Annotated in this window: 21 protein-coding genes; 11 read left to right on the top strand and 10 right to left on the bottom strand. The window is 66.7% G+C overall.

Translation table 11 applies throughout. The annotated features are described in order from the left end of the window. Positions 1-31 precede the first annotated feature (31 nt). Both ACFOPH_RS21565 and ACFOPH_RS21560 read left to right on the top strand, forming a co-directional pair. Positions 32-1,492: a PQQ-dependent sugar dehydrogenase gene (locus ACFOPH_RS21565; RefSeq protein WP_379737190.1), complete on the top strand. Its 1,461-nt coding sequence runs from the start codon at positions 32-34 to the stop codon at positions 1,490-1,492. A gap of 18 nt (positions 1,493-1,510) precedes the next feature. Then, positions 1,511-1,954, top strand: coding sequence for a thioesterase family protein (locus tag ACFOPH_RS21560; RefSeq protein WP_312547997.1), 444 nt, complete (start codon positions 1,511-1,513; stop codon positions 1,952-1,954). A gap of 221 nt (positions 1,955-2,175) precedes the next feature. Here ACFOPH_RS21560 and ACFOPH_RS21555 read toward each other — a convergent pair whose 3' ends face one another. Beyond that, the gene (locus tag ACFOPH_RS21555) at positions 2,176-2,676 is read right to left on the bottom strand and encodes a DUF3016 domain-containing protein (protein WP_379737189.1); all 501 of its coding nucleotides are present in this window, start codon (positions 2,674-2,676) and stop codon (positions 2,176-2,178) included. A gap of 154 nt (positions 2,677-2,830) precedes the next feature. On the opposite strand from ACFOPH_RS21555, the gene ACFOPH_RS21550 reads away from it, so the two are divergent. Together ACFOPH_RS21550 and ACFOPH_RS21545 are read left to right on the top strand one after the other, a co-directional pair. After that, on the top strand, positions 2,831-3,568 hold the full coding sequence (locus ACFOPH_RS21550) for a DNA-formamidopyrimidine glycosylase family protein (protein WP_312547999.1): 738 nt from the start codon (positions 2,831-2,833) through the stop codon (positions 3,566-3,568). A 165-nt stretch (positions 3,569-3,733) separates the two neighbouring features. Beyond that, positions 3,734-5,251, top strand: coding sequence for an HD domain-containing phosphohydrolase (locus ACFOPH_RS21545; RefSeq protein ID WP_379737188.1), 1,518 nt, complete (start codon positions 3,734-3,736; stop codon positions 5,249-5,251). 292 nt (positions 5,252-5,543) lie between these two features. Here ACFOPH_RS21545 and ACFOPH_RS21540 read toward each other — a convergent pair whose 3' ends face one another. Both ACFOPH_RS21540 and ACFOPH_RS21535 read right to left on the bottom strand, forming a co-directional pair. After that, positions 5,544-7,496, bottom strand: a complete 1,953-nt coding sequence (locus ACFOPH_RS21540) for a GAF domain-containing sensor histidine kinase (protein ID WP_312548001.1) — start codon at positions 7,494-7,496, stop codon at positions 5,544-5,546. Between the two features lie 165 nt (positions 7,497-7,661). After that, complete coding sequence (locus ACFOPH_RS21535) at positions 7,662-8,162, bottom strand: hypothetical protein (protein ID WP_312548002.1); 501 nt, start codon at positions 8,160-8,162, stop codon at positions 7,662-7,664. A gap of 616 nt (positions 8,163-8,778) precedes the next feature. Between ACFOPH_RS21535 and ACFOPH_RS21530 the strand changes: the two genes are divergently transcribed. Continuing rightward, on the top strand, positions 8,779-9,156 hold the full coding sequence (locus tag ACFOPH_RS21530; protein WP_312548003.1) for a hypothetical protein: 378 nt from the start codon (positions 8,779-8,781) through the stop codon (positions 9,154-9,156). A gap of 54 nt (positions 9,157-9,210) precedes the next feature. On the opposite strand, the gene queC is transcribed toward ACFOPH_RS21530, so the two are convergent. Continuing rightward, positions 9,211-9,930: a 7-cyano-7-deazaguanine synthase QueC gene (gene queC / locus ACFOPH_RS21525; protein ID WP_312548004.1), complete on the bottom strand. Its 720-nt coding sequence runs from the start codon at positions 9,928-9,930 to the stop codon at positions 9,211-9,213. A gap of 85 nt (positions 9,931-10,015) precedes the next feature. On the opposite strand from queC, the gene ACFOPH_RS21520 reads away from it, so the two are divergent. After that, complete coding sequence (locus tag ACFOPH_RS21520; RefSeq protein ID WP_379737187.1) at positions 10,016-11,944, top strand: autotransporter assembly complex protein TamA; 1,929 nt, start codon at positions 10,016-10,018, stop codon at positions 11,942-11,944. After that, positions 11,944-16,386 carry a translocation/assembly module TamB domain-containing protein gene (locus ACFOPH_RS21515; protein ID WP_379737186.1) on the top strand — a complete coding sequence of 1,481 codons (4,443 nt, stop codon included), beginning with the start codon at positions 11,944-11,946 and terminating at the stop codon, positions 16,384-16,386. The genes ACFOPH_RS21520 and ACFOPH_RS21515 overlap by 1 nt, the downstream gene beginning before the upstream one ends. Before the next feature lie 63 nt (positions 16,387-16,449). Here ACFOPH_RS21515 and ACFOPH_RS21510 read toward each other — a convergent pair whose 3' ends face one another. Further along, on the bottom strand, positions 16,450-17,325 hold the full coding sequence (locus tag ACFOPH_RS21510; RefSeq protein WP_379737185.1) for a hypothetical protein: 876 nt from the start codon (positions 17,323-17,325) through the stop codon (positions 16,450-16,452). A gap of 175 nt (positions 17,326-17,500) precedes the next feature. Beyond that, positions 17,501-17,668, bottom strand: coding sequence for a hypothetical protein (locus ACFOPH_RS21505; protein WP_312548010.1), 168 nt, complete (start codon positions 17,666-17,668; stop codon positions 17,501-17,503). A 140-nt stretch (positions 17,669-17,808) separates the two neighbouring features. Here ACFOPH_RS21505 and ACFOPH_RS21500 point away from each other — a divergent pair, with 140 nt between their 5' ends. Then, complete coding sequence (locus tag ACFOPH_RS21500; RefSeq protein WP_379737184.1) at positions 17,809-18,321, top strand: hypothetical protein; 513 nt, start codon at positions 17,809-17,811, stop codon at positions 18,319-18,321. Between the two features lie 339 nt (positions 18,322-18,660). Here ACFOPH_RS21500 and ACFOPH_RS21495 read toward each other — a convergent pair whose 3' ends face one another. Genes ACFOPH_RS21495 through ACFOPH_RS21485 form a run of 3 tightly spaced genes read right to left on the bottom strand, consistent with a single transcriptional unit; the run spans position 18,661 to position 23,569 of the window. After that, positions 18,661-21,483: an ATP-binding protein gene (locus tag ACFOPH_RS21495; RefSeq protein WP_312548013.1), complete on the bottom strand. Its 2,823-nt coding sequence runs from the start codon at positions 21,481-21,483 to the stop codon at positions 18,661-18,663. Positions 21,484-21,498: 15 nt separating this feature from the next. Next, positions 21,499-22,203 carry a hypothetical protein gene (locus ACFOPH_RS21490; RefSeq protein WP_312548014.1) on the bottom strand — a complete coding sequence of 235 codons (705 nt, stop codon included), beginning with the start codon at positions 22,201-22,203 and terminating at the stop codon, positions 21,499-21,501. Then, positions 22,196-23,569, bottom strand: a complete 1,374-nt coding sequence (locus ACFOPH_RS21485; RefSeq protein WP_312548015.1) for a hypothetical protein — start codon at positions 23,567-23,569, stop codon at positions 22,196-22,198. Before ACFOPH_RS21485 ends, ACFOPH_RS21490 begins: the two co-directional genes overlap by 8 nt. A 371-nt stretch (positions 23,570-23,940) precedes the next feature. On the opposite strand from ACFOPH_RS21485, the gene ACFOPH_RS21480 reads away from it, so the two are divergent. From ACFOPH_RS21480 to ACFOPH_RS21470, 3 genes are all read left to right on the top strand, one after another. Next, a complete protein-coding gene (locus ACFOPH_RS21480) occupies positions 23,941-24,126 on the top strand; it encodes a hypothetical protein (RefSeq protein ID WP_312548017.1) in 186 nt (61 codons plus the stop codon). Positions 24,127-24,217: 91 nt separating this feature from the next. Next, positions 24,218-24,409 (top strand): hypothetical protein, encoded by a 192-nt coding sequence (locus ACFOPH_RS21475; protein ID WP_312548019.1) that lies wholly within the window; start codon positions 24,218-24,220, stop codon positions 24,407-24,409. 109 nt (positions 24,410-24,518) lie between these two features. Then, on the top strand, positions 24,519-24,707 hold the full coding sequence (locus ACFOPH_RS21470; RefSeq protein WP_312548020.1) for a hypothetical protein: 189 nt from the start codon (positions 24,519-24,521) through the stop codon (positions 24,705-24,707). A gap of 86 nt (positions 24,708-24,793) precedes the next feature. Here the strand turns inward: ACFOPH_RS21470 and ACFOPH_RS21465 are convergent, their stop codons facing one another. Then, the gene (locus ACFOPH_RS21465) at positions 24,794-25,522 is read right to left on the bottom strand and encodes a DUF3108 domain-containing protein (RefSeq protein WP_312548021.1); all 729 of its coding nucleotides are present in this window, start codon (positions 25,520-25,522) and stop codon (positions 24,794-24,796) included. Positions 25,523-25,537 lie beyond the last annotated feature (15 nt).

The raw sequence follows: 25,537 nt of genomic DNA, 5'->3' as shown, positions 1-25,537 counted from the left end.
GTGGATGTGCTCATTCCTGTGGAGGCCTATCATGCTGGTCGATCGCGCACGGAAGTTCCTGCTGTCCCTCCTGCCCATGCTGTTCCTGCTGGCCGCCTGCGGCGGCGGCGGCGGCAATCCCGGCAGCGTTCCCGCTCCGCCCCCCGTCGCCACCACCGGCGCCCTGCAAGTGAGCATCACCGCCCTGCCCGCCGGCACCAACGCCGCCGTGCGCGTCACGGGTCCGAACAATTTCACGCAAGACCTCACGGGCTCGCAAACCCTGGACAACCTGGCGCCGGGCAGCTACACCGTCGCCGCGTCCGACGTCGCGGTGGGTTCCGGCACCTACACGCCCACCCCGACCACCCAGACCGTCATCGTCAACGCCGGCGCCACGGCCGGCGCCGTCGTCGCCTATGGCGCCGGCACGCTCACGCTGACCTTGTCCCAGGTCGGCGGCAGCTTCGACGATCCGACCTTCGTGGCTGCGCCGGCCGGCGACGAGCGCTTGTTCGTGGTCGAGCGTAACGGCCTCATCCGCGTGCTGCAGAACGGCAATACGCTGACGGTGCCCTGGCTCGACATCAGCGCGCGCGTCTTCACCGAGGGCGAGGGCGGGCTGCTGTCGATGGCCTTCGACCCCGACTTCGCCCGCAACGGCTACTTCTACGTCTATTACGTCGATCCCCAGCGGGACATCGTCGTCGAACGCTTCAGCAGCTCGCCGCTGCCGAACGTGGCCGACGCCACCTCGGGCCTGGTGATCCTGCGCGTCCCGCACCCGCAATACGACAACCATTTCGGCGGCCTGGTCGCCTTCGGGCCGGACGGCTTCCTGTATGCCGCCACCGGCGACGGCGGCGGCGCGGGCGACCCCATGGGCAACGCCCAGAACCTCGCCAGCAACCTGGGCAAGCTGTTGCGGGTGGACGTGCGCGGCGCGAGCGCCGGCCAGCCGTATACCGTTCCGCCTGACAATCCTTACCTCAACCAGCCTGGGCGGCGCCCTGAAATCTGGGCTTCCGGCCTGCGCAATCCCTGGCGCTTCGCCTTCGACGGCGAGCAGCTCTACATTGCCGACGTCGGCCAGAACGAACGCGAAGAGATCGACATCGCGTCCGTGCTCCAGGGCGGGCTGAACTACGGCTGGGACATCATGGAGGGCACGGCCTGCTATGGCACCGGCATCTGCAACCAGGTCGGCCTGACCTTGCCGGCCTTCGAGTACGAACACGGGCCGGACGACGTCAACGGCTGCTCGATCACCGGCGGCTACGTCTACCGCGGCAGCGCGCTGCCCGAACTGGCCGGACATTATGTTTATTCGGATTACTGCCGCGGCTTCCTGAAGAGCTTCCTGGCCAACGGCACCAGCGTCGGCGAGCAGCGCGACTGGGCCATCGCCTCGCCCGGACAGGTCGTTTCCTTCGGCCGCGATGGCGCCGGCGAGCTGTACATCGTCAGCGGCAATGGCCGCGTCTACAAAATTGTGAGGGGTCCCAGCGCCTGATGGGGTTAGAATCTTCGGATGGCACGCTTACATCTCGACTTCCCCGAAGACCAGTATTACTACTCCACGCCCTTGACGGTGCGCGTCACCGACATTAACGGCGCCAACCACCTCGGCAACGACTCGATGATCTCCATGATCTCCGAGGCACGGGCCCGCTTCCTGTTCGAGTTCGGCGTCCCCGAAACCGAGCGCGACGGCACTGGCATCATCGTCACCGACCTGGCGACGACCTACCGCGCCGAAGCGCACGCGCGCGACCAGCTGCTGTTCGAGGTCGGCGTGATGGACTTCAACAAGTACGGCGGCGACATCATTTTCCGCATCACCCGCCCGCGCGACAAGAAACTGGTCGCCATGGCCAAGTCCGGCTTCGTCTTCTTCAACTACAAGACCAGCCAGGTGGTCGTCATGCCCGAGGACTTCCGCAACAAGTTCGAGCGCGTGAACTGGATCGACTGACGATTTCGCCAGGCGAACCCGGAGCCCCTGGCAAACATGGTTGGCACTTGCGGCCTGTCGACCGGAATACGGGTGGGAGATGACACCATGGCCATCGCACCCGCCGCGAAAAAACAGCGCCGCCAGGACCGGCATGACAGCCTGTCCTGGCGGCGCGTTCGCTTGCTTTTACTGGTGGCGTGCCGATGGCCTGCGGCAGCGCCTGCAGGCGCTGCCGGGCATCAGCGGCGCGCGGCGCGCTCGCGCGGCATAATGGTGGAATAGAACCAGTCGTCGATCATGCGCTTCTCGAAACGCAGGCTGTCGCTGTCGTTGGCGCGCCCGATGCGGTCCATGAAAGCCATGTCGCGCAACTGGGCCTCGCCGCTGCGCAGCACGCGGCCGTCCTGCTCGACCGTGTAGTGCAGGTCGATGCGCGGCCAGTCGGCGCCGTTGCTGCGCACGACGCGCAGGTCGCGCACGCCGCGGGTCGGGTACTCGCGGCCGGCCAGGTCGATGTCCTTGACGTCGATGCGCAGGTCCTGGCCCGGCGGCAGTTCGGCGCCGAGCTTGGCGAAATGCTCGGTCAGTTCCTTCAGCGTTTCGTCGCGCTCCCACGACGCGAACGGCACGTCCGAGAAGCGGTCGGGCTCGATGTAGTTCACGGTCACGCCGGCGGATGCGGTGCCGGCGGCCAGCGCCAGCAGCCCGGCAGCGGCCAGGTGTCGAATCACGGTCTTCATGGCGTTTCCTTTCTCTCCTATTCTTTTACTGTTCAAATATACGCCGGTTTGGCGGGGTGTGCCGTCTCTCGCCGGTAAATCCTGTTTCGAATTGTTAGTCCTCGCACAGCCGGGCCGGACAGTTATCGGCAGAATGGCCGCAAGGAGGTCAACCGTGCCCGAAGGACCATCGCTCGTCATCTTGAAGGAAGCAACCGTCCGCTTCGTCGGCCAGACCATCGTCGACGCCGGCGGCAACGTCAGGGCCATCGATCCCGCGCGCCTGGTCGGCCAACCCATCGTGTCGCTGCGCACCTGGGGCAAGCACTTCCTGATCGAACTGCCGACCATGGTGGTGCGCATCCATTTCCTGCTGTTCGGCACCTACCGCGTGGACGAGCGGCGCGACAAGCCGCCGCGCCTCTCCCTGCGCATGGCGGATGGCGGCGAAATCAATTTTTATGCGTGCGCGATCCGCGAGATCGACGCCGACCTCGACAGCCAATACGACTGGAGCGCGGACGTCATGTCCGATGCCTGGGATCCGAAGCGGGCACGCAAGAAACTGCGCGCCCGACCCGACATGCTCGCCTGCGACGCCCTGCTCGACCAGGACCTGTTCTCGGGCGTGGGCAACATCATCAAGAACGAAGTGCTGTTCCGCATCCGCGTCCATCCGGAGTCGAGAATCGGCGCGCTGCCGGCGCCCAAGTTGCGCGCCCTGGTCGACGAAGCCCGTCAATACAGTTTCGATTTTTTGGCGTGGAAGAAGGATTACGTCCTCAAGCAGCATTGGCTGGCCCATGCGAAGACCACTTGCCCGCGCTGCCATATCCCCTTCAAAAAGGCCCACCTCGGCCGCAGCAACCGGCGCAGTTTCTTTTGCGAGCGTTGCCAGAAGCGCTACGAGTGAGTCTTTCCGCCCACACTATCAATGTTGCTGCTCGAACGTTTCTATTGCCTGTTGTTAAGGAACTAAAGGCGTACTACAATCGATTCGCCTAAATATTGTTTAGGCGCAAGCTCTGTAAATATAACAATTCGTTTGTAGCGCTCCATTAACGGTATCGGAAACGCCATGTCTTTTCTGTCTGCAGCCGCGCCCAAGCTCGCCCCGTGGAAAGTTCTTCTCGTCGATGACGAGCCCGACATCCACGACATCACCAAGCTGACGCTGAGCCGTTTCCGCCTCGACGGGCGTGCCTTGACTTTCCTGCACGCCTACAGCGGCCAGGAAGCCAAGGAGATCCTGGCGCGCGAAGACAACATCGCCCTGGTCTTCCTCGACGTGGTGATGGAGCGCGAAGACAGCGGCCTGGAAGTGGCGCGCTGGATGCGCCAGGACCTGGACAACCAGTTCACCCGCATCGTGCTGCGCACCGGCCAGCCGGGCCAGGCGCCGGAAGAGCGCGTGATCGTCGATTACGACATCAACGATTACAAGGAAAAGACCGAGCTCGATCGGACTAAACTGTTTACCACGACCTTCGCCGCGCTGCGCGCCTACCGCGACATCATGAAGGTCGAGGACGCGCGCCGCGTCCAGCAGAGCTACCGCGAAGGCCTGGAACGCGTGATCGCGGCCTCCAGCCACATTTTCCAGCAGCGTAACCTGAAGGACTTCGCCAGCGGCCTGCTGCAGCAGGTGGTCGCCCTGCTGCGCCTGGAGCAGAGCATGCTGCTGCGCCTGAAGGGCGCCAGCGTGATCACCGGCGAAAGCCAGTACGAGGTGCTGGCCCGCATCGGTGACTTCGGCAGCGGCAGCGGGAGCGAGGCCATCGGCCCCGAACTGCTGGCCCAGCTCGACGAGGCGCGCCACAACCGCATCTCGAAACTGCACGGCGACACCTACGTCGGCTACTTCCCGAACAACAGCGGCAAGGCCTCGCTGCTGGTGCTGCACGGCGTCGAGGAGATTTCCGAGATCGACGCCCAACTGCTCGAGGTGTTCTGCTCGGGCGTGGCAATCGCTTTCGACAACATCCTGCTGAACCAGGAAATCACCGATACCCAGGCCGAGCTGATCCTGCGCCTGGGCGACGTGGTCGAATCGCGCTCGAACGAAGCCGGCAACCACGTGCGCCGCATGTCCCAGGTCTGCCACATGCTGGCCCAGGCCTCCGGCATGCCCGAAGACGAGACCGCGACCCTGATGCACGCCGCGCCGATGCACGACGTCGGCAAGATCGCCACCCCGGACGCCGTCCTGCTGAAACCGGGCCGCCTGACGCCGGAAGAGTGGGACATCATGAAGCAGCACCCGACGGTCGGCCTGCAGATCCTCGACGGCTCGACCCGCCCGATCCTGAAAGCCGCCGCCGTGATCGCCCACCAGCACCACGAGAAGTTCGACGGCACCGGTTACCCGCAAGGCCTGAAGGGCGAAGATATCCACCCTTACGCCCGCATCGTCGCCGTGGCCGACGTCTTCGACGCCCTCAGCCACGAACGCTGCTACAAGGAAGCCTGGCCGGTCGAGCAGGTCACCGACTACCTGCGCGAAGTCGCCGGCAAGCACCTCGACCCGTATTACGTCGACCTGCTGATCAAGAACATCGACAAGGCGGTGGAGATCAACCGGCAGTGGCCGGATTGACCGCCTCTCGTAGGGTGGACGGCTCCTCCCGGGCCGGCGGTTTGCCCGCGGCTCCGACGCCGTCCACGCGTTCGACCATCGTGTGAAACCTCGCGACAATCCGAGCAAGCCAGCTCAATCGTAGGGTGGGCGCCCCGTGCCCACCAGAAGCATGCATCCAAGCGGCTCGTCGGGTTTTGGCCAGCAGTTCCAGCGAAGTGCCGCAGTCGCGGACTGTGTTCCGCGCACGTAACGGTGGGCACGGGGCGCCCACCCTACGGCTCATCTGCCTTCCCAAGCGCGGATCGTTCCGTCAGGCCGCCAGCTTCTCCCCGCGCACGCTGCGCGGGAAACTCAGCGCATAACGCAAGCCCTGCCCCGGCGCGCTGTCGACCTGCACGCTGCCGCCCAGCGCCCCGGTGACCAGGTTGAACAGGATGTGCGCGCCCAGGCCGCTGCCGCCGCTACCGCGCTTGGTGGTGAAGAAGGGGTCGAACAGCTTGTCGAGCGATTCCTTGTCCATGCCGGCGCCGTCGTCGGTATAGCTGAAGGCGACCGTGCCGCCCTCGAGCGTGGCGCGGATCGCGATGTGGCCCGGCTGGTCGCGCTCGAAGCCGTGCACCAGCGAATTGACCACCATGTTGGTGACGATCTGCGACACCGCGCCGGGGAAGCTTTCCATCACCAGGTCCGGCGGGCAGTCGACCTCGACCTTGATCGGACGGCCCTTGAGCTTGGGCTGCAGCGAGAGCAGCACCTCGTTGATGTAGGCGCGCAGGTTGAAGCTGCGGATGTCGCCCGAGGACTGGTCCACCGCCACCTGCTTGAACGAGCGCACCAGGGCGGCCGCGCGCTGGGTGTTGGTGGTCATGATGCGCAGCGACTGGTCGACGATCTCAAAAAAGCTGTTCAGGCTATCCTCGGTCATCGCGCCGGCCGCCAGCTCCTCGCGCGTCAGGCGCAGTTCTTCCACCAAGTGGCTCGTCGCGGTCACGCAGATGCCCAGCGGGGTGTTGATCTCGTGCGCGACGCCGGCCACCAGTTCCCCCAGCGAGGCAAGCTTTTCCTGGCGCACCAGTTCGCCCTGCGCCTGCTGCAACTGGGTCAAGGCACTGTTCAGGGCCGCGTTCTGCTCTTCCAGCAGCTCCTTGGTGCGGCGCATGCTGCGGTCGGCCTCCATGCGCGCGATTGCCACCGCGACGTGGCTGGCGATGAAGGCCAGCAGGTCGAGGTCGGCCTTGGTATAGATGGTCGCCGGATCGTAGCTCTGCACGATCAGCACGCCGTAGGGCTTGTCGTGCACCAGCATCGGCGCGCCCATCCAGCTGGCGATGCCGGCGCTGCCCGGGATCTCCGCCACCTGGCCACTCGACAACAGGCGCGCCAGGCTGCCGGCGTCATGCAGCTGCGGCTGCTTCGAGGTCAACAGGTAGGAGAACATCCCCTTGCCGTCGTAGGGAAAGCGCCGCTCGGGCGGCGCGGCCTGCTTCTGGTTGACGAAATACGGGATGCTGATGTCCTGGGTCTTCGGGTGAAACAGGCCGATCATGAAGTTCTCCGCCACCATCAGGCCGCCGATGATGCGGTGCAGGCTGGTCATCAGCACGTTGGTGTCGTGCGCACCGGCCGACAGGTCGGCGATCTGGTACAGCGCATGCTGCACCTGCTCGGCGCGGCGCCGTTCGGCCACCTCGTGCGCCAGGCGCGCGGTGCGTTCCTGCACGGCGCGCTCGAGGCGGTCCATGCTCTGCAGGCTTTGCAGCGCCACCGAGACGTGGTTCGCGATCACTGCGAACAGCGCCTGGTCCTCGCTGCTGTAGGTATGCTCGGGGGTATAGCTCTGGATCACGATGGCGCCCAGCGGCACATGCTGCTGGTCGAGCAGCGGGCACCCGATCCAGTGCTCGGCCGCGCTGCCGGCGCCGAAACTGCCGCCATCGCGGCGGGCGTGGAAGTCGGCGGCCGTCATCGTCAGGTTCTGGCCGTTCAGGATCACCCAGGCGGTCGGCGACTCGTCGGGCGAAGCCAGGCGCACCGGCTGGTTCAGCGCCGGGCCTTCGTCCGCTTCGTCGACGAAATACACGAAGCGCACGGTGCCCTCCTCGCGGTCAGACAGCGCCACATAGAAATTGGCGGCGTACATGATGCGGCCGAGGGCGCGGTGCACCGCGCGGACGAATTCGGCGATATCGCTGCAACTGGTCGAGGTCCGCCCGATTTCGAGCAGCATCGACTGGACCGCTTCCAGCCGGTCGAGACGTTCCATGGCTTTTCCCAGTGAGTTAATGCACTTGGGAAATATAGCAGTAGTTGCGCTGGATCAATAGTCTTTCAGTCGTAGCGCGGCGCAAAGACAACGGCGTGGCCGCCGGCTGTACTGCCGTAGATCGGTACTCACCCAACGCATCGACCAGCCGCAGCCATCGATGAACTAGCGCGGCGCGCGGAAGTCGTTCTCGATCCAGGCCAGGGCCGAGGCCGGGGTCAGCTTGAAGGTGGCGGCCACGCGCGCCTGCGCGACCTGCTCGCCCATCTCGTCGATGGCGGCCAGGATCGCATACGGATCGTCGTCGTCGGGCACGATGTCGAGCGTCACCTTCAGCTCGCCCTGCTCGGTCGAGACCACGGTGCTCTTGTGCAGCATCGCGTGCAGGTGCTGCTCGTGGCGGCGAATCACTTCCGAGGCGGTCTTGATCAAGGTATTGAAGGCGTTCGTGTCGAGCGGCTTCGGGTTCTTCTTGTCACGGCCCATGGTCCAGGGGCCGACCAGCGCCGGCTCCGGTTCGCCATCCTTGTACATGGCGACCGCCCAGCCTTCGTCGTCCTCGTTCTTGATCACGCGCGCGGTCCAGCCGTTGCCTTTCCACAGGCGCGGTTCCTGGACCGGCGCGTCGTCGTCGGCCGGTTCCAGGTCGTTCACATCGTCATTCATTGCTTGCTGTTTCCATCTGCCGGGCTCGCGCCCAAAACAAGATCATAGAGGAAATCAGGCAAGCAGGTGTAGAGATGCCGCACCGCAGCTATTCAGGCGCACGGCACAGCGGCGCGGCGCGGATGCGCATGCCGGGAAGGCGCGGGGGTCGTATCGGCGGCGGCAAGGGAGTGCGCAGCGGATCGATGTTCGGCTGCCGCGGCGCTTCGCGATTGAAAGGGTTGATGATGATCGGCGGAATGGTAGGCGGTGCCGATGGCGGTCCCTTCGGTCCACCACCCGCCCAGGCCGAATGACAAGGATAGTGCGGCGAGGTCATCGTTGTATCGACAAGATGCATGGAAGCCCTCCTACAACAAAAGCAGGCTGTCAGTATAGATGGCGAGCCGCGCTTTTCAAGGTCAAAAAGGCATCGGTTCTTACCGCGAAGTCAGCCCTTGGCCGGCCCCTGCCCGGACCTGCGACGAAGGCGCCCCATGCCGGAAGAACGCTCACGTTCGTCGCCCCCAGATGCGCTCCGCCCTGCCGAAAATGCAGATCGTCGCAGGCAGCTGGCCGCGCGGCTGGCGCAGGCCTACAGTAGGGCCATACCACCTGACTTCACGAGGAAAACACCATGAAAAAGATCGCCCCCTACGTCATCCTGATCCTGTGCGCACTGCTGCTGTGGGATCTGCTGTTCACCTTCGGCGACGCCAGCTTCCACATCGACGGCGACGAGGTCGGCGGCCCGCTGGGCGCCGCGCTGGCGCTACTGTTCGGGGCCGGGGGCACGATCATCGGGGTGCTGGTGACGATCGTGGTGGGGGCGGTGCTGGCCGTGGTGTTCGCCGGTGTCGGCGTGGTGCTGGTCGGGGCGCTGGCGGTGGCCGCCTTCGCGGTGACGGCGGCGATCGTGCCCTTCTTCCTGCCCCTGCTGCTGCCACTGGCGGTGATCTGGTACCTGGTGCACCGTTCGCGCAGGAACCGCCTGCAGCGCGAGGCGGCGGTCTGAGCGCCTGCCCTTGAACCTTGAATGAAAAACGGCGCCGTCATCCGGCGCCGTTTTTTATTCCCCGCGCGCGGCCTTCTGCGCGGCAAACTGCGCATAGCCGCGGGCGCGCAGTTCGCAGGCCGGACAGGTGCCGCAACCGTAGCCCCAGTCGTGGCGCGCGCCGCGCTCGCCCAGGTAGCAGGTGTGGGTCTCGAAGCGGACCAGGTCGACCAGGGCCTGGCCGCCGGCCTGCTCCGCCAGTTCCCAGGTCTGCTTCTTGTCGATCCACATCAGCGGCGTCTCGACCTTCAGGCGCGTCGCCATGCCCAGGTTGAGCGCCACCTGCAAGGCTTTCATCGTGTCGTCGCGGCAATCCGGATAACCCGAGAAATCGGTTTCGCACATGCCGCCCACCAGCACGGTCAGGCCGCGCCGGTAAGCGACCGTCGCCGCCACCGTCATGAACAGCAGGTTGCGGCCGGGCACGAAGGTGTTCGGCAGGCCGTCGGCCTGCATCGCAATCTCCACGTTGCTGGTGAGGGCCGTGTCGGAAATGCGCGCGATCAGCGACAAGTCGATCATGTGATCCTCGCCCAGGCGCGCGTTCCATTCCGGCGACAGGGCGCGCATCTTTTCCAGCACCGCCGGGCGCACTTCGAGTTCGATGGCGTGGCGCTGGCCATAGTCGAAACCGATGGTCTCGACACGTGCATAACGCTGCAAGGCCCAGGCCAGGCAGGTGGTGGAATCTTGCCCGCCACTGAAGAGGACGAGGGCGGTATCGGGTGCGTGCATAAGGGGTAATCCAGGAGTTAAACGTTCGCCAGTGTTTTTGCAATTCCGTTAAGATGGCCTCAGCATTAACACTGAATGGAGAGACATGGCTCTCGCAACATCCAACCGGACCAACACGGCGCCAGGGCGACTGCGGATTTTGGCACAAATCGTGCTGTCCGTGTACGTGACCCTGAACGCGCAGGCCGCGCTCGCCCAGGGCATCGACTACAACGTGCGCATCGATGCGCCGGGCGAGCTCGACGACCTGCTCGAAGAAAACCTCGACCTGCTGCGCTGGCGCGGCAATGCGCGCGTCGACCTCGAGCAGCTCCAGCGCCTGGTGCGCGATGCGCCCGAGCAGGCCAAGACCCTGATCGCCACCGAAGGCTATTACTCGCCGAAAGTGACGGCCACGCTCGACACCAGCGGCGCGACGCCGGTCGCGCGCATCGTCGTCGAACCGGGCGAACCGGTGGAGGTCAGCGACATCGACCTGGTCCTGCAGGGCTTCGTTCCGTTCGAGGAAGGCGGCGCGCCCTACGACGCGGCGGCGCTGCGCAACCGCTGGTCGCTGCCGGTCGGCGCGCGCTTTCGCCAGGCCGATTGGGAAGGCGCCAAGCGCGACCTGCTGCGCGAAGTGGTGGCGTCGCGCTTCCCGCGCGCCCAGCTGGTCGAGACCAGCGCCACGGTCGACCCCGACACGCGCCGCGCCTCGCTGCGCGTGGTCATCGACAGCGGTCCGGAGATGCGCTTCGGCGCGCTGCGCATCCGCGGCCTGAAGCGCTATCCGGCCAGCGTCATCACCAACCTGAACAAGATCAAGCCGGGCGACGAATACAGCGAGGCGGCGCTGCAGGCGCTGCAGGGCCGCCTGCAGGAGACCGGTTATTTCTCCACCGTGGAAGTGAGCGCCGACATGCGCGCCGTGCTCGCCGCCGAGCTGGAGGAAATGAAGGAAGAAAACGACGATGTCGATTCGGCAGCGCCAGCTGGCGGATCGACATCGCCCTCCACCAATGCGCCGGCCGTCCCCGGCCAGGCCGCCACCGGCGTCAAGCCGCCCACGCCCGGCCCGACGGTGCTGCCGGTGCTGGTGCGCGTCACCGAGAACAAGCAGAAGAACGTCGAGGTCGGCCTCGGCTTCTCGACCAATACCGGCGCCCGCGCCCAGTTGGGCTACGACGACCTGAGCGTGTTCGGCAAGCGCATGAAGAGCGACCTCATCTACGAACAGAAGCGCCAGAGCGCGCGCGCCGACTTCTACTGGCCGACCACGCCCGACGGCTACAACGACAGCGTCGGCGGCGGCGTCGAGCGCGAGGACGTGCGCGGCGAGATCACCACCACCATCAGCGCTTCCGCGCGCCGCGCCTGGGGCACGCCGGAGCTCGAGCGCAGCCTGACGCTCGAGGTGCTGGCCGAGAAGCGCCAGGTCGAAGGTGTCGACACCAACTACAGCAAGAGCTTGCCGCTGACCTACAACGTCACGCGGCGCAAGCTCGACAACCTGATCCTGCCGACCCGCGGCTACGCCCTGAACTGGCAGGTCGGCGTGGCGCCGCTGCCGGTGTTCACGGACGAGAAATTCATCCGCGCCTATGCCCGCGGCATCTATTACCGTCCGGTCGGCGAAACCGGCACCCTGATCCTGCGCGGCGAACTCGGTGGCGTGTTCTCGAAGGACAAGGAAGGCGTGCCGAGCAGCTTCCTGTTCCGCGCCGGCGGCGACCAGTCGGTGCGCGGCTACGGTTACCAGGAACTCGGCGTACGCGAAGGCGACGCCATCGTCGGCGCGCGCTACCTGGCCACCGCCGGCGCCGAATACCAGTACTGGTTCCGTCCGCCCTGGGGCGTGGCCGTGTTCTACGACGTCGGCAATGCCGCCGACAAGTTCGGCGACCTGCACCCGAAATCGGGCTACGGCATCGGCGCGCGCTGGCGCAGCCCGGTCGGCCCGATCAACGTCGACGTCGCCTACGGCCACGCGGTCAAGAAAGCGCGCCTGCACTTCTCACTTGGATTTACGTTCTGATGGACGCCGACAACAACCCCACCCCGCAAACCCCGGCCAGCGAGACGCCCCCGGCCAAACAGCGGCGCTGGCCGCGCCGGGTCGCCATCGGCCTGGTCGCAACCGGCGTCGTGCTCGGCGGCGCGCTCTGGTACCTGGGCCGCGAGACCACGCTGCAGATGATCGCCGAACGCGCCGCGCGCGCCACCGACGGCAAGCTGACCATGACCGGCATCCGCGGCTCGATCTACGGCGCGATGCACATCGACCGCATCGTCTGGCGCACCGACGAGCAGCTGGTCGTCGCCACCAACGTCGACCTCGACTGGTCGCCGCGCCAGCTGCTGTCGAACGGCATCGAGATCAGCAAGCTGCACGCGGCCGACCTGCGCATGGAGACCCTGCGCGAGAGCGAGGAGCCGAGCACCATGCCGACCTCGCTGGCCGCGCCCTTCCGGATCTCGCTCGACGACGCCCGGTTGACCAAGGCGACGTTCGTCAGCAAGGGCAGCGCCACCGAAATCACGAACATCCGCCTGCGCCTGCACGGCGACAAGGTGCAATGGCAGCTGCGCGACGCGGTGGCCAGCACGCCCTGGGGCCAGCTGGCGGCGAACGGCAACATCGGCGCCCAGCGCCCGTTCAAGCTCGACGCCAACGCCAGCCTGTCCGGCACGCCGGTGGGCGCGGCCGGCACGCCGGCCCAACTGAAGCTGCACGCCGGCGGCGACCTGAATTTGACCACGCTCGACGCCACCGGCCAGGCCGGGCGCGCCGGCGGCGAGGCGCGCATCGCGCTGTCGCCCTTCGCCGAGATCCCGCTGCGCAGCATGAACCTGAATGCGCGCAACATCGACCCCGGCTTCTTCGATCCTTCGCTGCCGACCGCCGACATGACGCTGGCGATCGTGGCGCGCCTGGACGACAAACGCGCCATCTCGGGCAGCGTCGACCTCGTCAACGACGGCCCGGCCGGCACCATCGACCAGCAGCGGCTGCCGCTGCGCGCGATGCGCGGCCAGCTCGGCGGCAACCTGGACGCCATGCAGCTCACCGACGTGCTGGTCGACCTCGGCGGCGCCGGCCGCTTCACCGGCAACGGCAGCGTGCAGCGCGGCGAGGACGAAGAAGGTCTCGGCACCGCGAAGTTCGCGCTGCACACCGACCGCCTCGACCTGCGCCAGATCCACGGCAGCATGAAGCCGACCAAGATCGCCGGCGATATCGCGGTCGCCAACGTCGGCACCACCCAGTCGCTCGACCTGCGGCTCAGCGACGCCGGCCTGCGCCTGGCCGCGCGCGCAACACTGGCAAACAACGTGCTCGACCTGAGCGAAGCGCGGCTGTCGGCCGGCAGCGGCAGCATCGCCCTCACCGGCAGCGCGAACCTGGCCGAGGACAAGGCCTTCAAGGTGAGCGCCAACGCCAGCCGCTTCAACCCGGCCGCGCTGGGCGACTATCCGCAGGCCGACATCAACGCCAACATCAACGCGGCCGGCGTGCTGGCACCGGCGTGGAAGGTCAACGCCGACTTCGCGCTGCGCCCGAGCCGCCTGTTCGACCAGCCGCTGTCCGGACGCGGCAAGCTGGCCGCCGACGCGAAACACGTCAGCGGCGTCGACGCCACCCTCGCCCTGGGCCAGAACAGCGTCGACCTGCGCGGCGCCTTCGGCGCGCCCGGCGAAAAGCTGAACTGGCGCATCGACGGCCGCCAGCTCGCCGCCCTGCGCAAGGACCTGTACGGTTCCCTGGTCGCGAACGGCGTCGTCAGCGGCAGCATGGAGTCGCCGCGCACCACCTTCGCGCTCGATGCCAACGGCCTCGGCTGGGTCGCGGCCCAACGCAAGGCCAACACCAGCAACCTGCGCGCAAGCGGCGAAGCCTGGCTCGCGGGCAGCAAGGAGGCGCGTTTCGTCGAGGCCAAGGCGAACGGCAACATGGCGCGCTTCAACCCGGCCGCCTTCGGCAGTCCCGTCCCCGGCAGCATCAACGGCGCCTTTGCCGCCAGCGGCCGCTCGGGCGCGGACTGGCGCGGCGCGCTCGACCTGAAAGTCGAGGATTCGACGCTGGCCAAGTCGCCCTTCTGGGGCCATGCGCGCCTGAACGCCGACCGCCGCCACATCTCGAACGCCGACGTCGACCTGCACGTGGGTCCGAACGTCGTCGCCGCGAAAGGCAGCTTCGGCGCCGGCCGCGACGTGCTCGACTGGCGCATCGACGCCGGCCAGCTGGCCGCCCTCGGCCCCGACTACGGCGGCGCGCTGCGCGGCAACGGCACGCTCACCGGCACCATGGAGACGCCCTCGCTGACGGCGGCGCTCGAAGGCCAGAACCTGAAGCTGATGGGCGCCCACACGCTGCGCTCGCTGCGCGCCAGCGCCAACCTCGGTTCCGGCCGCGGCGGCGCCGATCCCCTGGTGAGCGATATCCAGATCGCCGACTACGCCAGCGGCGAGACCCGCATCGCCGCCGCCAGCCTGCAAACGAGCGGCACCCGCGCCGCCCACACCCTGCGCCTGGCCGCGCGCAACGACGACTTCGACGGGTTGACCGAAGTGCGTGGCGGCTGGAACCGCAATACCTGGTCCGGCACCCTGGCGGCGCTGCAGAACGAGGGCCGCTACGCGATGACGCTGGCGCAGCCGGTGCCGCTGCGCATCGACGTCGCCCCCGGCGCCGGCGTGATGGGCCTGGCCAAGCCGCAGTCGCTGGCCTTCAACGGCGCCGTCATCAAGCTCCCCTCGGGGACGGTCAACATCGCCTCGCTGACCAAGACCGGCTCGCGCTGGAACAGCCGCGGCGCGGCGGCCGGCGTGCCGCTGAACTACCTGGCGCAGTTCTCGCCTGGCCTGCGCGAGAACATCAAGGGCAACCTGACGCTGGGCGCCGACTGGTCGCTCGACCTGCGCACCGCGAACGGCACCGGCGGCGCGCCCGCCCTGGCCGGCGCAGTGCACGTGTTCCGCGAAGGCGGCGACGCCATCGTCGGCGCCGACGTGCCGGTGGCGCTCGGCCTGCGCACCTTCGACCTGCGCGCCGACGTCCAGGGCAGCTCGCTGCGCACCCAGCTGGCGCTGGACGGCACCCGCACCGGCAACGCCCGTGTCGACGGCACCGTCCAGATGCTGGGCGGACGCGTCGACCGCGACAGCCCGCTGCGCATGACGGCGAACGCCGACATGGCCTCGATCGCCTGGCTGGCGGGGCTGTCCGGCCAGCGCGACCTGGAACTGGACGGCAGCCTGAAGCTGGCCCTGACCGGCGGCGGCACCATCGGCACCCCGGCGCTGAACGGCAACGTCAACGGCGACGCCCTGGCGGTGCGCTGGCCGGCGCAGGGCGTGCGCTTGCGCAATGGCCAACTGCGCGCGCAGCTGGCGGGCGACCGCCTGGTGCTGCAGCGCCTCTACCTCGAAGGCTTGCAGGGCAATGCGACCGCCGACGGCTCGGTGCGCTTCGGCGCCGACGGCGCCATGCAGCTGCGCGTGGTGGCGGACAAGCTGGAAGCGCTGTCGCGCCCGGACCGCACCGTCGTCGTCTCCGGCGAAGCGACCCTGGTGCGCGACGCCCAGCGCTTCACGCTCGACGGCCGCTTCAAGGCCGACCGCGCGCTGATCGAATTCGCGCCCCAGGGCCGGCCGACCATCTCCGACGACGTGATCGTGCTGGGCCGCGGCGCGCCGGCGCCGCCGCAGAAGAAGGAAGCGGAAGTGCCGCTGAGCGTCAACCTGGCGGCCGACCTGGGCGACGACTTCCACCTGCGCGGCCTCGGCATCGACGCCTACCTGGCGGGCAGCGTGCGCCTGCGCATGGTCGGCAGCGGCGACCCGCGCGTGAACGGCACCATCCGGGTGGCGAGCGGCACTTACGCCGCCTACGGCCAGAAGCTGACCATCGACCGCGGGGTGTTGACCTTCAATGGCCGCTACGACAATCCGACGCTCGACGTGCTCGCCGTGCGCAAGCAGCCGGAAGGCACGCAGCTGAGCGAAACCAACGTCGAGGCCGGCGTGCAGGTGCGCGGCACGGCGCAGTCGCCGCAGGCGCGGCTGGTGTCGACGCCGACCGTGCCGGATAGCGAAAAACTGTCCTGGCTGGTGCTGGGCCACGGCATGGAAGGCACGAGCGGCAACGAGAAGGACGTGCTGAGCGCCGCCGCCGGCGCCCTACTGGGCGGCAAGGGTGGCACCGGCGGCATCACCTCCAAGCTGGCCAATTCGCTCGGCGTGGACGAACTCGGCCTGGCGCAAGGCCGCAACGGCGACGCCGAGGGCCTGGCCAACACCGTGGTCACGGTCGGCAAGCGGATTTCCTCGCGCGCCTACCTGAGCTTCGAACAGGGCGCGACCACCGCCTCGAGCCTGGTGCGCCTGCGCTACAAACTGAATCCGCGCTGGACGCTGCAGTTCCAGACCGGCACGAATACGGCGCTGGACGTGCTGTATGCGTGGGCGTTCGACTGACCGCCTTGGGGACCGGGATGCGCGAGCGCCCCGGTCCCGCTACTCCTGCCGCTGTTCCTGCCGCTACTCGGCCTGACGACGTACGCGCAGCATGTTCTCGCTGAAGTCGAACACGACCGTCGCGGTGCCGAAGGGTTTCATGCCCAGCATGCCCTGGACCGGATTACCTTCCTGCACGGCGTCGCTCATGAAGTTGCAATAGTAGATGTTGTCGCCGCGCCGGACCTGGACGACCTCGGTCGACAGGGCGACTTGCGCCGGCGCCTGGTAACACAAGGCCGGCTTGCCCCAGCGGGTCACTTGCATGCTTTCCAGCTTCGACAGGTCCTGCTGTCCGGTGATGCGGCGCCAGTCGTCCAGGTAATACAGGACGGCGGTGATCGGCGCCGAACCGGTATCGACCAGCATGCGCCGCTTGTTGCCGGCTTCGTCGGTCAGGGTGACGACAGGCAGGCCGCGCAGCGCGGGATCGGGCGCGAACGGCAGCGCGTCCATGCCGGCGCCCTGGCGCTGCATCTGCGCCGCGTCGAGGATGTCGAAGCTGCCATTCTTGAGGTCGAGGAGGAGCGCGCTGTCCTTGAACACATCGTTGCCCAGGGTGCCGACCAAGGCTCCCGGGTGCGCCGTGCCGCAGCGCCGCTCGCTGCCCGCCCCGAAGTCGATCCTGGACATGCTGCCTGCCGGTGGGACCAGGTACGCGCCGGAACTGCCGGTGACGCGCAGTTCGGCCGACGCCAGGCGCTGGACGATCTCCTCCGACAGCAGCGGGCGGTACAACATGGACGTCGCCGCGGCGGTATCGAGCTGCATGATGCAGTGCACGCCCCCGATCTCGACGGGAAAAAGCATCGCCGCCCGCGCTTCCATCACCTGCGCGACCCTGGCGCCGTACCACTGGAAGACGCCGTGCTGCTCCGCGGCCGCTGCCGGCGCACTCATGAGCGTTCCCAGCAGCAGGGTCCACAATCGTATTCTTGCTTGCATCGATCTCGGCCATGTTCCAGTTGTCGGGCCGACAATGTAGCATGGCGATCGAGGCAGGATTCTCTCAAACGATCACAGCACCTGCCCGGCAGGCGCGTCAACAAGACCCGTTCGCTGCCGGGTCAGCGTGTCAGTGCAGGCTCGGCTTCGGATCGGGAACCGGGTCCTCGCTCTGGGGCGTGTGGACCGGGGTGTGGTGCGGGTGCGGCGCGTCGAAAGGCTCGGGCTGCGGTTCCTCGATCGGCACCGGGTCCGGGGCGCGGTGGAAACGGACCGGCATTGGCGTTACTGGAATCATGTTCGGGGTCTCCTGGATGTCGGGAGTTAACACCTTAGCATGGGAGGACCAGGGCCGACGCTCGCCTGGCGGCGGCCCGCTCCGCCGGCCCGGCGGTGCTCGCGTACAATGCCGGCTTCGATTCCAAGGCTTTCGTCACGATGAACATCACCACCCTTGCCCTGCTGGCCCTGACTCCCATTCTCGTGTGGCGCATCTATGCGCGCCTGAAAACGCAGATGGCGCGCCAGCGCTCGATCATGTCGCGCCACTATACGGGGATCCTGGTATTCGGCGCGATGATCCTGGTGCCGCTGTCGGAAGTGATCATGCGGCCCATGGAGCTGGGCGCGCTGGCGGCCGGCACCGCGCTCGGCGTCTTCTGGGGGAACGTTGGCCTGCGCCGCACGCGGTACGAGGATACCCAGGAAGGCTACTTCTTCACGCCGCCGATGCGGCTCGGGATCGTGATGGCCATGGTCCTGATCGCGCGCGTGCTCTACATCGGCTTCGAGCTGTACACGCTGCAGGGCTCGGGCGCGCAGGCGCCGCGCTTTACCGAGAGCCCGCTGAGCATGCTGTGCGTGGGGCTGACGGCCGGGTACTTCGTGACCTATTCGGTGGGGCTGCTGCTGTGGCGGCGCAAGCTGCGGCAGGCGATCGAGAGGGCTTGATTTTCGGAGCCGGCGTGAAAGCCGGTATGCGGGCGATAACGGGACGCTTCTTCGCACGGCCGCGGGTTCACGTGCGCACGTAATTGTTCGCGCGGGTCTCGAATCGGCATGCTCTGCACCGCGTGGGCACGAGTGCCCACCCTACGAGGCGCGGCTGATCTGTCGTTAGCACCGAGACGTTGACGGTAGGGTGGGCACTCTGTGCCCACGCGAAAGCGCGATCAGAAATAATGGCGTTCCAATCGAAACTCAGGCATTCCGCCACCGCATCCTAGTGCGCCCCAGTGACGCCGCCATTACCGCCACAACAAAAAAGGGGCCCACCGGGCCCCTTCTGCTTTACGCGGCTTTCGCCTCTTCCTTCCGTCTCTGCAGCACGAAGATCGGCTGTGCCCACTGCACGTCCTTCTTCTTCTTGCTGGTGATGAGGGTCAGCTCCGAAGGATCGTAGACGTCGGTGTTGTGGGTCAGCGGCGTCGTCATCAGGTACTGGGCGTCGGTGTTCTTGAGGAACTCGCCGACCAGCTGGATATTGCGGATATCCAGGTGCGCGAAGGGTTCGTCGATGAAGACGAAGCCACCGGAACCCTCTTCCGACTTGAGCAAACCGATGAGGAGCACCAGCGACTTCATGACCTGCTGGCCGCCCGAGGCTTCGCCGTCGTTCATGCCGATCTGGTCCTTGCCGTCGAACTTGAAGCGCACGTGCAGGCCGGCCTGCGCCAGCTGCACGTCGTCGTTCTCCAGGCGCACCGGGTCGGCTTGCACGTCGATGCCGGCCAGTTCGCCCAGTTCCTTGATGTTCTTCGAGTAGGTCTTGATCGTGTAGCGCAGGCGCTCGATGTAGGCGCCGCGCGCGTTGGCGGTAGCCTCGATCGCGCGGTTGTTCTGGTAGCGGCGTTCCTCGGTCTCGCTCTGGCGGCCGGCCAGCTGCTCGTTCAGGCGCGCGTACTGGTCGATGACGGTGCCATCCTGCTCCCAGTCGTCGCGCGCCAGCGCGTGTTCCAGCGAACCGAGGCGCAGGTTGACCTGGTGCGCGTTCTGGTGCTGGGACACCAGGGCCGCACGGCGCGCCGGGTTCTTCCAGGCCGCCGGGATGCTGCGCCAGCCGCGGCGCATCTCCAGCAGGGCCTTGGCGTGCTCGGCGCGCTGCTCGATCTGGCGGCGATGGTTCAGGCGCAGGCCCGCTTCCGCTTCCGACAGCGCCATGCGCGCGTTCTGCCAGACGGTGTCGGCGCGGGTGCGCGCGACCGTCGCGTTCTTGGTCAGCGTTTGCAGTTCGCCCAGGCGCGCGCCCACTTCCAGGCGCTCGGCCTTCAGCGGCGCGATGCTGCGCAGTGCTTCCTCGAACTCGGCCTGGCGCGCCGCCAGTTCCTTGGCCGCGTCGACGCCGGCGATGCGCGCCTTCAGCGCGCCCACTTCGGCCGCCAGCTTGCTGATCGTGAGGGTGAGCGCGTCTTCCTTCGCTTCCAGTGCGGGCATCGCCTTCTGGATCGCTTCCAGGCGCTGGGTCTTGCCGGCCGCGCCGAAACGGTAGCGCGACGGCTCGACGTACAGCGAGCGGCCGCCGCGGCGTTCGCGGTGGTAGGCGTCGGGCGTGATCCACTCGTCGGCGCCCGACTTGAAGCCGGCGTCGACCGAGTCGACGCGGTCGATGCGCGCCAGCTGGTCGATCAGCCAGCTTGGGGCTGGCGCCGAGAAGTTCACCACCGACAGCAGGCTGTCGTCCTTCATCTTCGGCGCCTCGATGCAGTCCGGGACGATGAAGTGGCGATAGCGTTCCTTCTCCGCCAGGCGATACGCCGCCGGCGCATCCTTGGCGCGCTCGAGCAGCACCACCGAGGCGTAGCCGCCGAGGACACCCTCGACCGCGCCCTGCCATTTCGGGTCCGTCACTTCGACGATGTCCGACAGCATGGCGTGCGGGATGCCTTCGTCGCGCAGCGCACGGCGCATCTGGCGCTGGGCTTCCGGTTCCGGCATCGCGCTCTTGCCCTGCAGGGCCGAGATGGTCTGCATCTCGATGGCGATCTTCGCGGAGACGGATTCGCGCGCCGCTTTCTGGCGCGCCAGTTCCGCTTCCTTTTCTTCCAGCTGGACTGCGACTTCGGCGATGTCGGCGCCGGCGTCCGCCGCCAGCTTCTGCAGGCGTTCCTTCTGCTCCAGCAGGTTTTCCAGCGGCTTGAGCTTCTGGTTGATGGCCGTCAAGCGGCCCGCCAGTTCCGTGCCTTCCTTCTCGAGCTGGGTTTCCTGCTGCTGGGCTTCCGTGAGCGCGCGCTGCTGGGCGGCCAGCGCCTGGCGCTTCTCGGCCAGCTGGCTGTCGGCCTGCTGCATGGGTTTGCGCTGCTCGCGCAGGTGGCGGCTCATCGCGGCGGCTTTTTCGCGCGCCTCGTGGTATTCCAGGCTGGGCAGCACTTCCTCGCGCAGCTCGCGCTTTTCCTTGTGCAGGTCTTCCCACTGGTGGTAGTTGGCCACGCGCAGGCGCAGGCCTTCCAGGTTGATGCGCGAGGTCTCCAGTTCCGCCTCGAAGCGCTTCAGTTCCGTCTCGGTGTCGCGCTGGTGGCGCTTGGCTTCGTCGTAGGCGTCCAGCACTTCCTTGTCGCCGAAGACCTGGAACACCAGGTCGAGCAGCTGGCGCGGCGCGTATTCGCACAGTTTATCCGTCTCGCCCTGCTCCAGGGCCAGCACCTTCGACATCGCCGGCGACAGCCCTGCTGATGCTAAACGTTTCCTGTAATTCTCGACGCCCAGCCAGTCGCTCGCTTCGGTGACTTCCTCGATCTCGACGTTCCCCGGTCGCATCAGGTACTGGCGTTTCCAGTCGCCGCCGTTCTTCTGCACCTGGCAGAACAGCGTCACTTCGTCGTCGCTGAAAAAGCCCGAGTGGCGGAAGGGACGATTCGACAGCTGGCGGCCGACCGGCTTGTTGTCGACCACGGCGCGCAGCCAGGCGCTTTGCTGGCCCGAGTGGCGCGCATAGTGTTTATAGGTGCGGCCCATCGAGCAGTCGAGGCCGAACAGGGTACGCAGCGCGTCGAGCAGCGTGGTCTTGCCCGAGCCGTTCTGGCCGGCGATGGTGATGATCTTGGCGTCGAGCGGGATGTTCTTGATCCGCTGCCAGTAATCCCAGTGGACCAGTTCGAGTGATTTGATGTGGAACATGGTGTCTCAGTTCGCTCAGTTCGGATTGTCTACCGGCTCGGCATCGAGCTCGGCGTCGTTGGCGGCGTCGGCCGCGGTGCGGCGCACGGCCGCCAGCGGAGCGCGCTTGAACACGTCCGACAAGGCGCCGTTGATGATGCGCTCCTTGAGCAGGTCGGTGTCCATCATCAGGTCCAGCAGCGGGCCTTCCAGGATCACGTCGCCGCGGCGCTCGATGAAGCCGAGCTTCGAGAGCACGCCCAGGTTCATGTCCATGCGCGTCTTCTTGCCCAGCTTGTCGCCGAAGTCCGACAGCAGCGCGGTGTACGAAATGCCGATCGAAGTGTCCTCGGCGCGCGGGATCGGCGCGTCCTTGTCGAACATGTCGGTCTGGTCGTCCACGACCGTGGTGTGGGTTTCCTGGCGCTCGCGCTTGGGCAGGATGATCTGCGCCCACAGCACCACCAGCAGGGCCACGCCGTCGCGCGTCAGGCCGAAGTTATTGTTCTGCCAGATGTCCTTGGCGCCGAAGATCTTCGGCTCGACGTTCCGGTGCAGCGCGATGGTGACGTGGTCGGCGTAGACGTTATCGAGCAGTTTCAGGCCCGACTCCAGCAAACGCTTGTCGACTTCGGCGCGGAAGGTCTCGTCCGACAGCGCGCGCTTGACCATCTTGTCGTCGCGGCGCAGGGTCTGGTGCGTGAGCAGGCGGGCAATCAGGATTTGTGCATCGTCATTCATTCGGCGTGCCGCTTTCGAGATCTAAATCTAGTGAGAGGGTTGCAAAGGACATCGCGGCCACTTCCGGATCGTCGAGCTGGACCAGCTCGTCCTTCGCTTCGAACTTGATCGGCAGGCGCGCCAGTTCCGCGGTGGCGCCTTGCAGGCTGGCCTCGGCGGCGTCGCCCAGGAGCGGCAGCAGCGAGGCGCGGTAGGACGCCACGGCGAACGAGGCCGGCAGCAGCGACTCGTGCAGCTCGACCTTCTTCGGGCCGGTCTCGGAGAATTCGGGGAAGTTGCCGAGGTTGGCGAAGTCGGCCAGCTTGGTGATCCAGTCGTCCAGCTCGGCCTGCATCGCCGGATTGTCGTCGATGGTCAGCGGCGCATCCTGGCCGCTCGGCAGGCCTTTCGGACCGACGACCACGGCGCGCTCGGCCAGCAGTTCGGTCTCGGCGACGTCGATCATCTCGGCCGGCGTGCCGAACAGCGGCACCACCGGGCGATCGATTGCGCCTTCGGCGAGGCTCGCCAGGTCGTCATGGGCCAGCAGCCAGCGTTTCACGTCGGTGGTCGACAGGCCCGACTGGCCCAGGTGCACGCGCTGGCGCTCGATCTGGTTCAGCGCACGCGAGAACATCCCCTGCATGTTGAGCAGGGCGCTCTGGGCGCGGCCAATCGCCTGCGCCGCCTTGTGGGTGGCCGAATCGGCCTGCGGGTCCTGGGTGATCGCGCGCAGGATGACCGAGCCCTTCTCGACCCAGTCGCAGGCCATGTGCCACTTCGCCTGCGAATTGCGCAGCTTGAATTCGGAACCCGAGGCGATCGCGTCGCGGAACTCCTCGGTCAGCTCGACCAGGCGGCCCAGCAGGTGCTTCAACTGCTCGACCGTGACCCCGCCCACGGCCTGGGCGCCGGCCACCTGCGACAGCAGGAAGCCCATCTCGGCCTCGTCGTCATCGGGCTTGCCCAGCGCCAGCAGGGTGTCGAGCGCGGACAGGACATTCCTCGCCAGCGGGGTGATGCGGTACACACCGTTCGGCGCGTCCCAGGCCAGCAGGCCATGGGTGCGCAGGCGGTTCAGCACCGTTTCCAGGCTTTCCGGGATCAGGTAAGCCAGCTTCTGGTTGATGTCGGCACGCGAGAAGGCCGAGCTGGCGGTGTCGGCGGCGAGTTCGCGCAGCACCAGCAGGCGCACCAGCACGCCGTCCTGGCTGCCGTGGAACAGCGCCGAGAAGGCGGACAGCATCGGCTGCGCCTTCTTGAGGTGAAACACCTGCTCGATTTCGTCCGGCGCGATGCCGGAATGGAAATGCGCCTGGAGCGGGTCCAGCTCGTCCTGCGCACTGCCATGGGGTTCCGCGGCGAGGGCCGCCTGTGTGTCGATCATCGTTGGGATACCAGTCTGCAAGCGGACCGCACTGCCTGAGCAGGCAAGCCGAAGTGTCCGCGGGGGGCGCCAGTATAACAGTTCGGGCTGCTTAATCGGCAGCAATATTCCGCCCGCATCCCGCCAAGTTTGCATAAACGACACAATCCTGGGATGCCTGGACGGGGCTCTGAAAACCATAAGTCAAGCTCATAAAGCGCCTTCTTTTATGAGCTTTACATATATATGCATAGCGGTTTGACACGGCAGTATGGCGGTGTGAGCCTAGCTGCGGAACCGGATAGGAAAGTGCATTGTCGCGGTCCGGCGCGCTGCGAAACGACGGCGCAGCGCAGCGTCGACCACACCGTCGAACTTGAGAGGAGATAACAATGAATAAGAAACTTGCTGCCTTGATGTTTGCCATCGGCCTCGGCGCGGCCGCCGGTCCGGCCTTCGCCTGGAACTGCAAGGAAGTGTGCTCCGAAGATTATCGTTACTGCGTCACCAACGGCGGGACCGACTGCATTGCCGAACGCATCGAATGCTGGAACCGGCTCTGCGACGGCCAGTTCTGACCCGGCGCGCCACCAGGCGCGCATCGCCGTTGCCCGCCAGGGCCATCGGCTCTTATAGGCACTATTACCGTAACAACAAAGGGAGAGAACAATGAACAAGAAAGTTGCTGCGCTACTGTTTGCGATCGGCCTGGGAGCCGCGTCGAGCCCGGTGGTGGCCGCCAGCTGCAAGTACGCTTGTGCGGCGGAATACAACCACTGCGTCGACAGTGGAAGGCCGATCGCAGAGTGCACCGCCGAGCGCGCGGAATGCTGGGAATTCTTCTGCGGTCCTTCCTACTGATCCGCAAGCCGCTGGACACCAAGGCCGGCGCCACCGAGCCACCGGCTTTCATTGGCGTGCCCGACACGGCATAGCCGTCCTGTCACCGTCGAACACGAAGGAGAGCACCATGAACAGAAAAGTTGCTGCACTGCTGTTTGCGATTGGCCTCGGCGCAGCATCGAGCCCGGCGTGGGCCAGCTGCCAATACTATTGCGCTTCGGATTACGGGTACTGCATCAATAGCGGCGTGCCGAAGGCGGAATGCGATGAGGCGCAAATCGCCTGCCTGCGCGACATGTGCGGCTACGATTACTGATGTGCATCCCGGCGCCATGCGCCGGCGTGGAGCCGCCGTTCCCGGGACGGCGGCTCTTTTCATTGGCGCGCACCTGTTTTGCGCGCTTATTTACGTGTAATGCGGCTGATCGTCTGGTCGATCGTATCGCGCTCGTCCTCGAAGCGCAGCTTCACCGGATACCACTCCTGCGACGGCGCCAGCCAGATCTCGACACTGTCGCCGCGGCTGTCGCGCCGTTCGCGCTTGACGTGGATGGTGTCCAGTTCGCCCATCGCGGTGCGGATCTTTTCCTGCTTGACCACGCGGAAGGTCCAGGGCTCGGCATCGCGCCGGCCGGTGACCACGAAGGTCCATTCGCTGCCCGGCTTGAACTTGGCCTCGCCGGCGGCGCGCGCCACCGCGGCCAGTTGCCAGGTGACCGAGGCGCGGTCCTGCTCGCCGCCTTGCATGGCGTAGGGCTGCTTGGCTTCGGTGAGCAAAATGGTCTTGCTCTCGCGGTCGAAGGTGGTCGTGGTCGGGTCCTTGCGGTAGCGCTTTTCGGTAAAGGTGTCCGGGGCCAGGCCATAGGCGTCGACCGTGCCCTGGCTGCGGTATTCGTTCAGCTTGCCCAGCAGGGCCACGCGGGCCTCGACGTTGACGTCGTACTTGCCGTCGCCGGCGCGCCAGGTGATCAGGGCGTCGCCTTTCAAGCCGAGGCCGCGCTGCTGGGCCGACAGTTCATAGGCCAGGTCGGCCGACGGCGGCAGCTCGACCGCGCGTTTCACCGGCGCGGCAGGAGCGGCGACGGCAGCGTTCAGGCCCATGGCCAGCACACCGGCGGCGATGCCACGCATTAAGAGATTGCTTCG

Source organism: Massilia haematophila (assembly GCF_042647645.1).
Classification (GTDB): domain Bacteria; phylum Pseudomonadota; class Gammaproteobacteria; order Burkholderiales; family Burkholderiaceae_D; genus Telluria; species Telluria haematophila.
This window is presented reverse-complemented; position numbering and strand designations above follow the sequence as displayed.

Coding starts and splice junctions, on each gene's coding strand:
- ACFOPH_RS21565 (WP_379737190.1), top strand. CDS start 32: ATGCTGGTCGATCGCGCACGGAAGTTCCTGCTGTCCCTCCTGCCCATG.
- ACFOPH_RS21560 (WP_312547997.1), top strand. CDS start 1,511: ATGGCACGCTTACATCTCGACTTCCCCGAAGACCAGTATTACTACTCC.
- ACFOPH_RS21555 (WP_379737189.1), bottom strand. CDS start 2,676: ATGAAGACCGTGATTCGACACCTGGCCGCTGCCGGGCTGCTGGCGCTG.
- ACFOPH_RS21545 (WP_379737188.1), top strand. CDS start 3,734: ATGTCTTTTCTGTCTGCAGCCGCGCCCAAGCTCGCCCCGTGGAAAGTT.
- ACFOPH_RS21540 (WP_312548001.1), bottom strand. CDS start 7,496: ATGGAACGTCTCGACCGGCTGGAAGCGGTCCAGTCGATGCTGCTCGAA.
- ACFOPH_RS21535 (WP_312548002.1), bottom strand. CDS start 8,162: ATGAATGACGATGTGAACGACCTGGAACCGGCCGACGACGACGCGCCG.
- ACFOPH_RS21530 (WP_312548003.1), top strand. CDS start 8,779: ATGAAAAAGATCGCCCCCTACGTCATCCTGATCCTGTGCGCACTGCTG.
- queC (WP_312548004.1), bottom strand. CDS start 9,930: ATGCACGCACCCGATACCGCCCTCGTCCTCTTCAGTGGCGGGCAAGAT.
- ACFOPH_RS21520 (WP_379737187.1), top strand. CDS start 10,016: ATGGCTCTCGCAACATCCAACCGGACCAACACGGCGCCAGGGCGACTG.
- ACFOPH_RS21515 (WP_379737186.1), top strand. CDS start 11,944: ATGGACGCCGACAACAACCCCACCCCGCAAACCCCGGCCAGCGAGACG.
- ACFOPH_RS21510 (WP_379737185.1), bottom strand. CDS start 17,325: ATGAGTGCGCCGGCAGCGGCCGCGGAGCAGCACGGCGTCTTCCAGTGG.
- ACFOPH_RS21505 (WP_312548010.1), bottom strand. CDS start 17,668: ATGATTCCAGTAACGCCAATGCCGGTCCGTTTCCACCGCGCCCCGGAC.
- ACFOPH_RS21500 (WP_379737184.1), top strand. CDS start 17,809: ATGAACATCACCACCCTTGCCCTGCTGGCCCTGACTCCCATTCTCGTG.
- ACFOPH_RS21495 (WP_312548013.1), bottom strand. CDS start 21,483: ATGTTCCACATCAAATCACTCGAACTGGTCCACTGGGATTACTGGCAG.
- ACFOPH_RS21490 (WP_312548014.1), bottom strand. CDS start 22,203: ATGAATGACGATGCACAAATCCTGATTGCCCGCCTGCTCACGCACCAG.
- ACFOPH_RS21485 (WP_312548015.1), bottom strand. CDS start 23,569: ATGATCGACACACAGGCGGCCCTCGCCGCGGAACCCCATGGCAGTGCG.
- ACFOPH_RS21480 (WP_312548017.1), top strand. CDS start 23,941: ATGAATAAGAAACTTGCTGCCTTGATGTTTGCCATCGGCCTCGGCGCG.
- ACFOPH_RS21475 (WP_312548019.1), top strand. CDS start 24,218: ATGAACAAGAAAGTTGCTGCGCTACTGTTTGCGATCGGCCTGGGAGCC.
- ACFOPH_RS21470 (WP_312548020.1), top strand. CDS start 24,519: ATGAACAGAAAAGTTGCTGCACTGCTGTTTGCGATTGGCCTCGGCGCA.
- ACFOPH_RS21465 (WP_312548021.1), bottom strand. CDS start 25,522: ATGCGTGGCATCGCCGCCGGTGTGCTGGCCATGGGCCTGAACGCTGCC.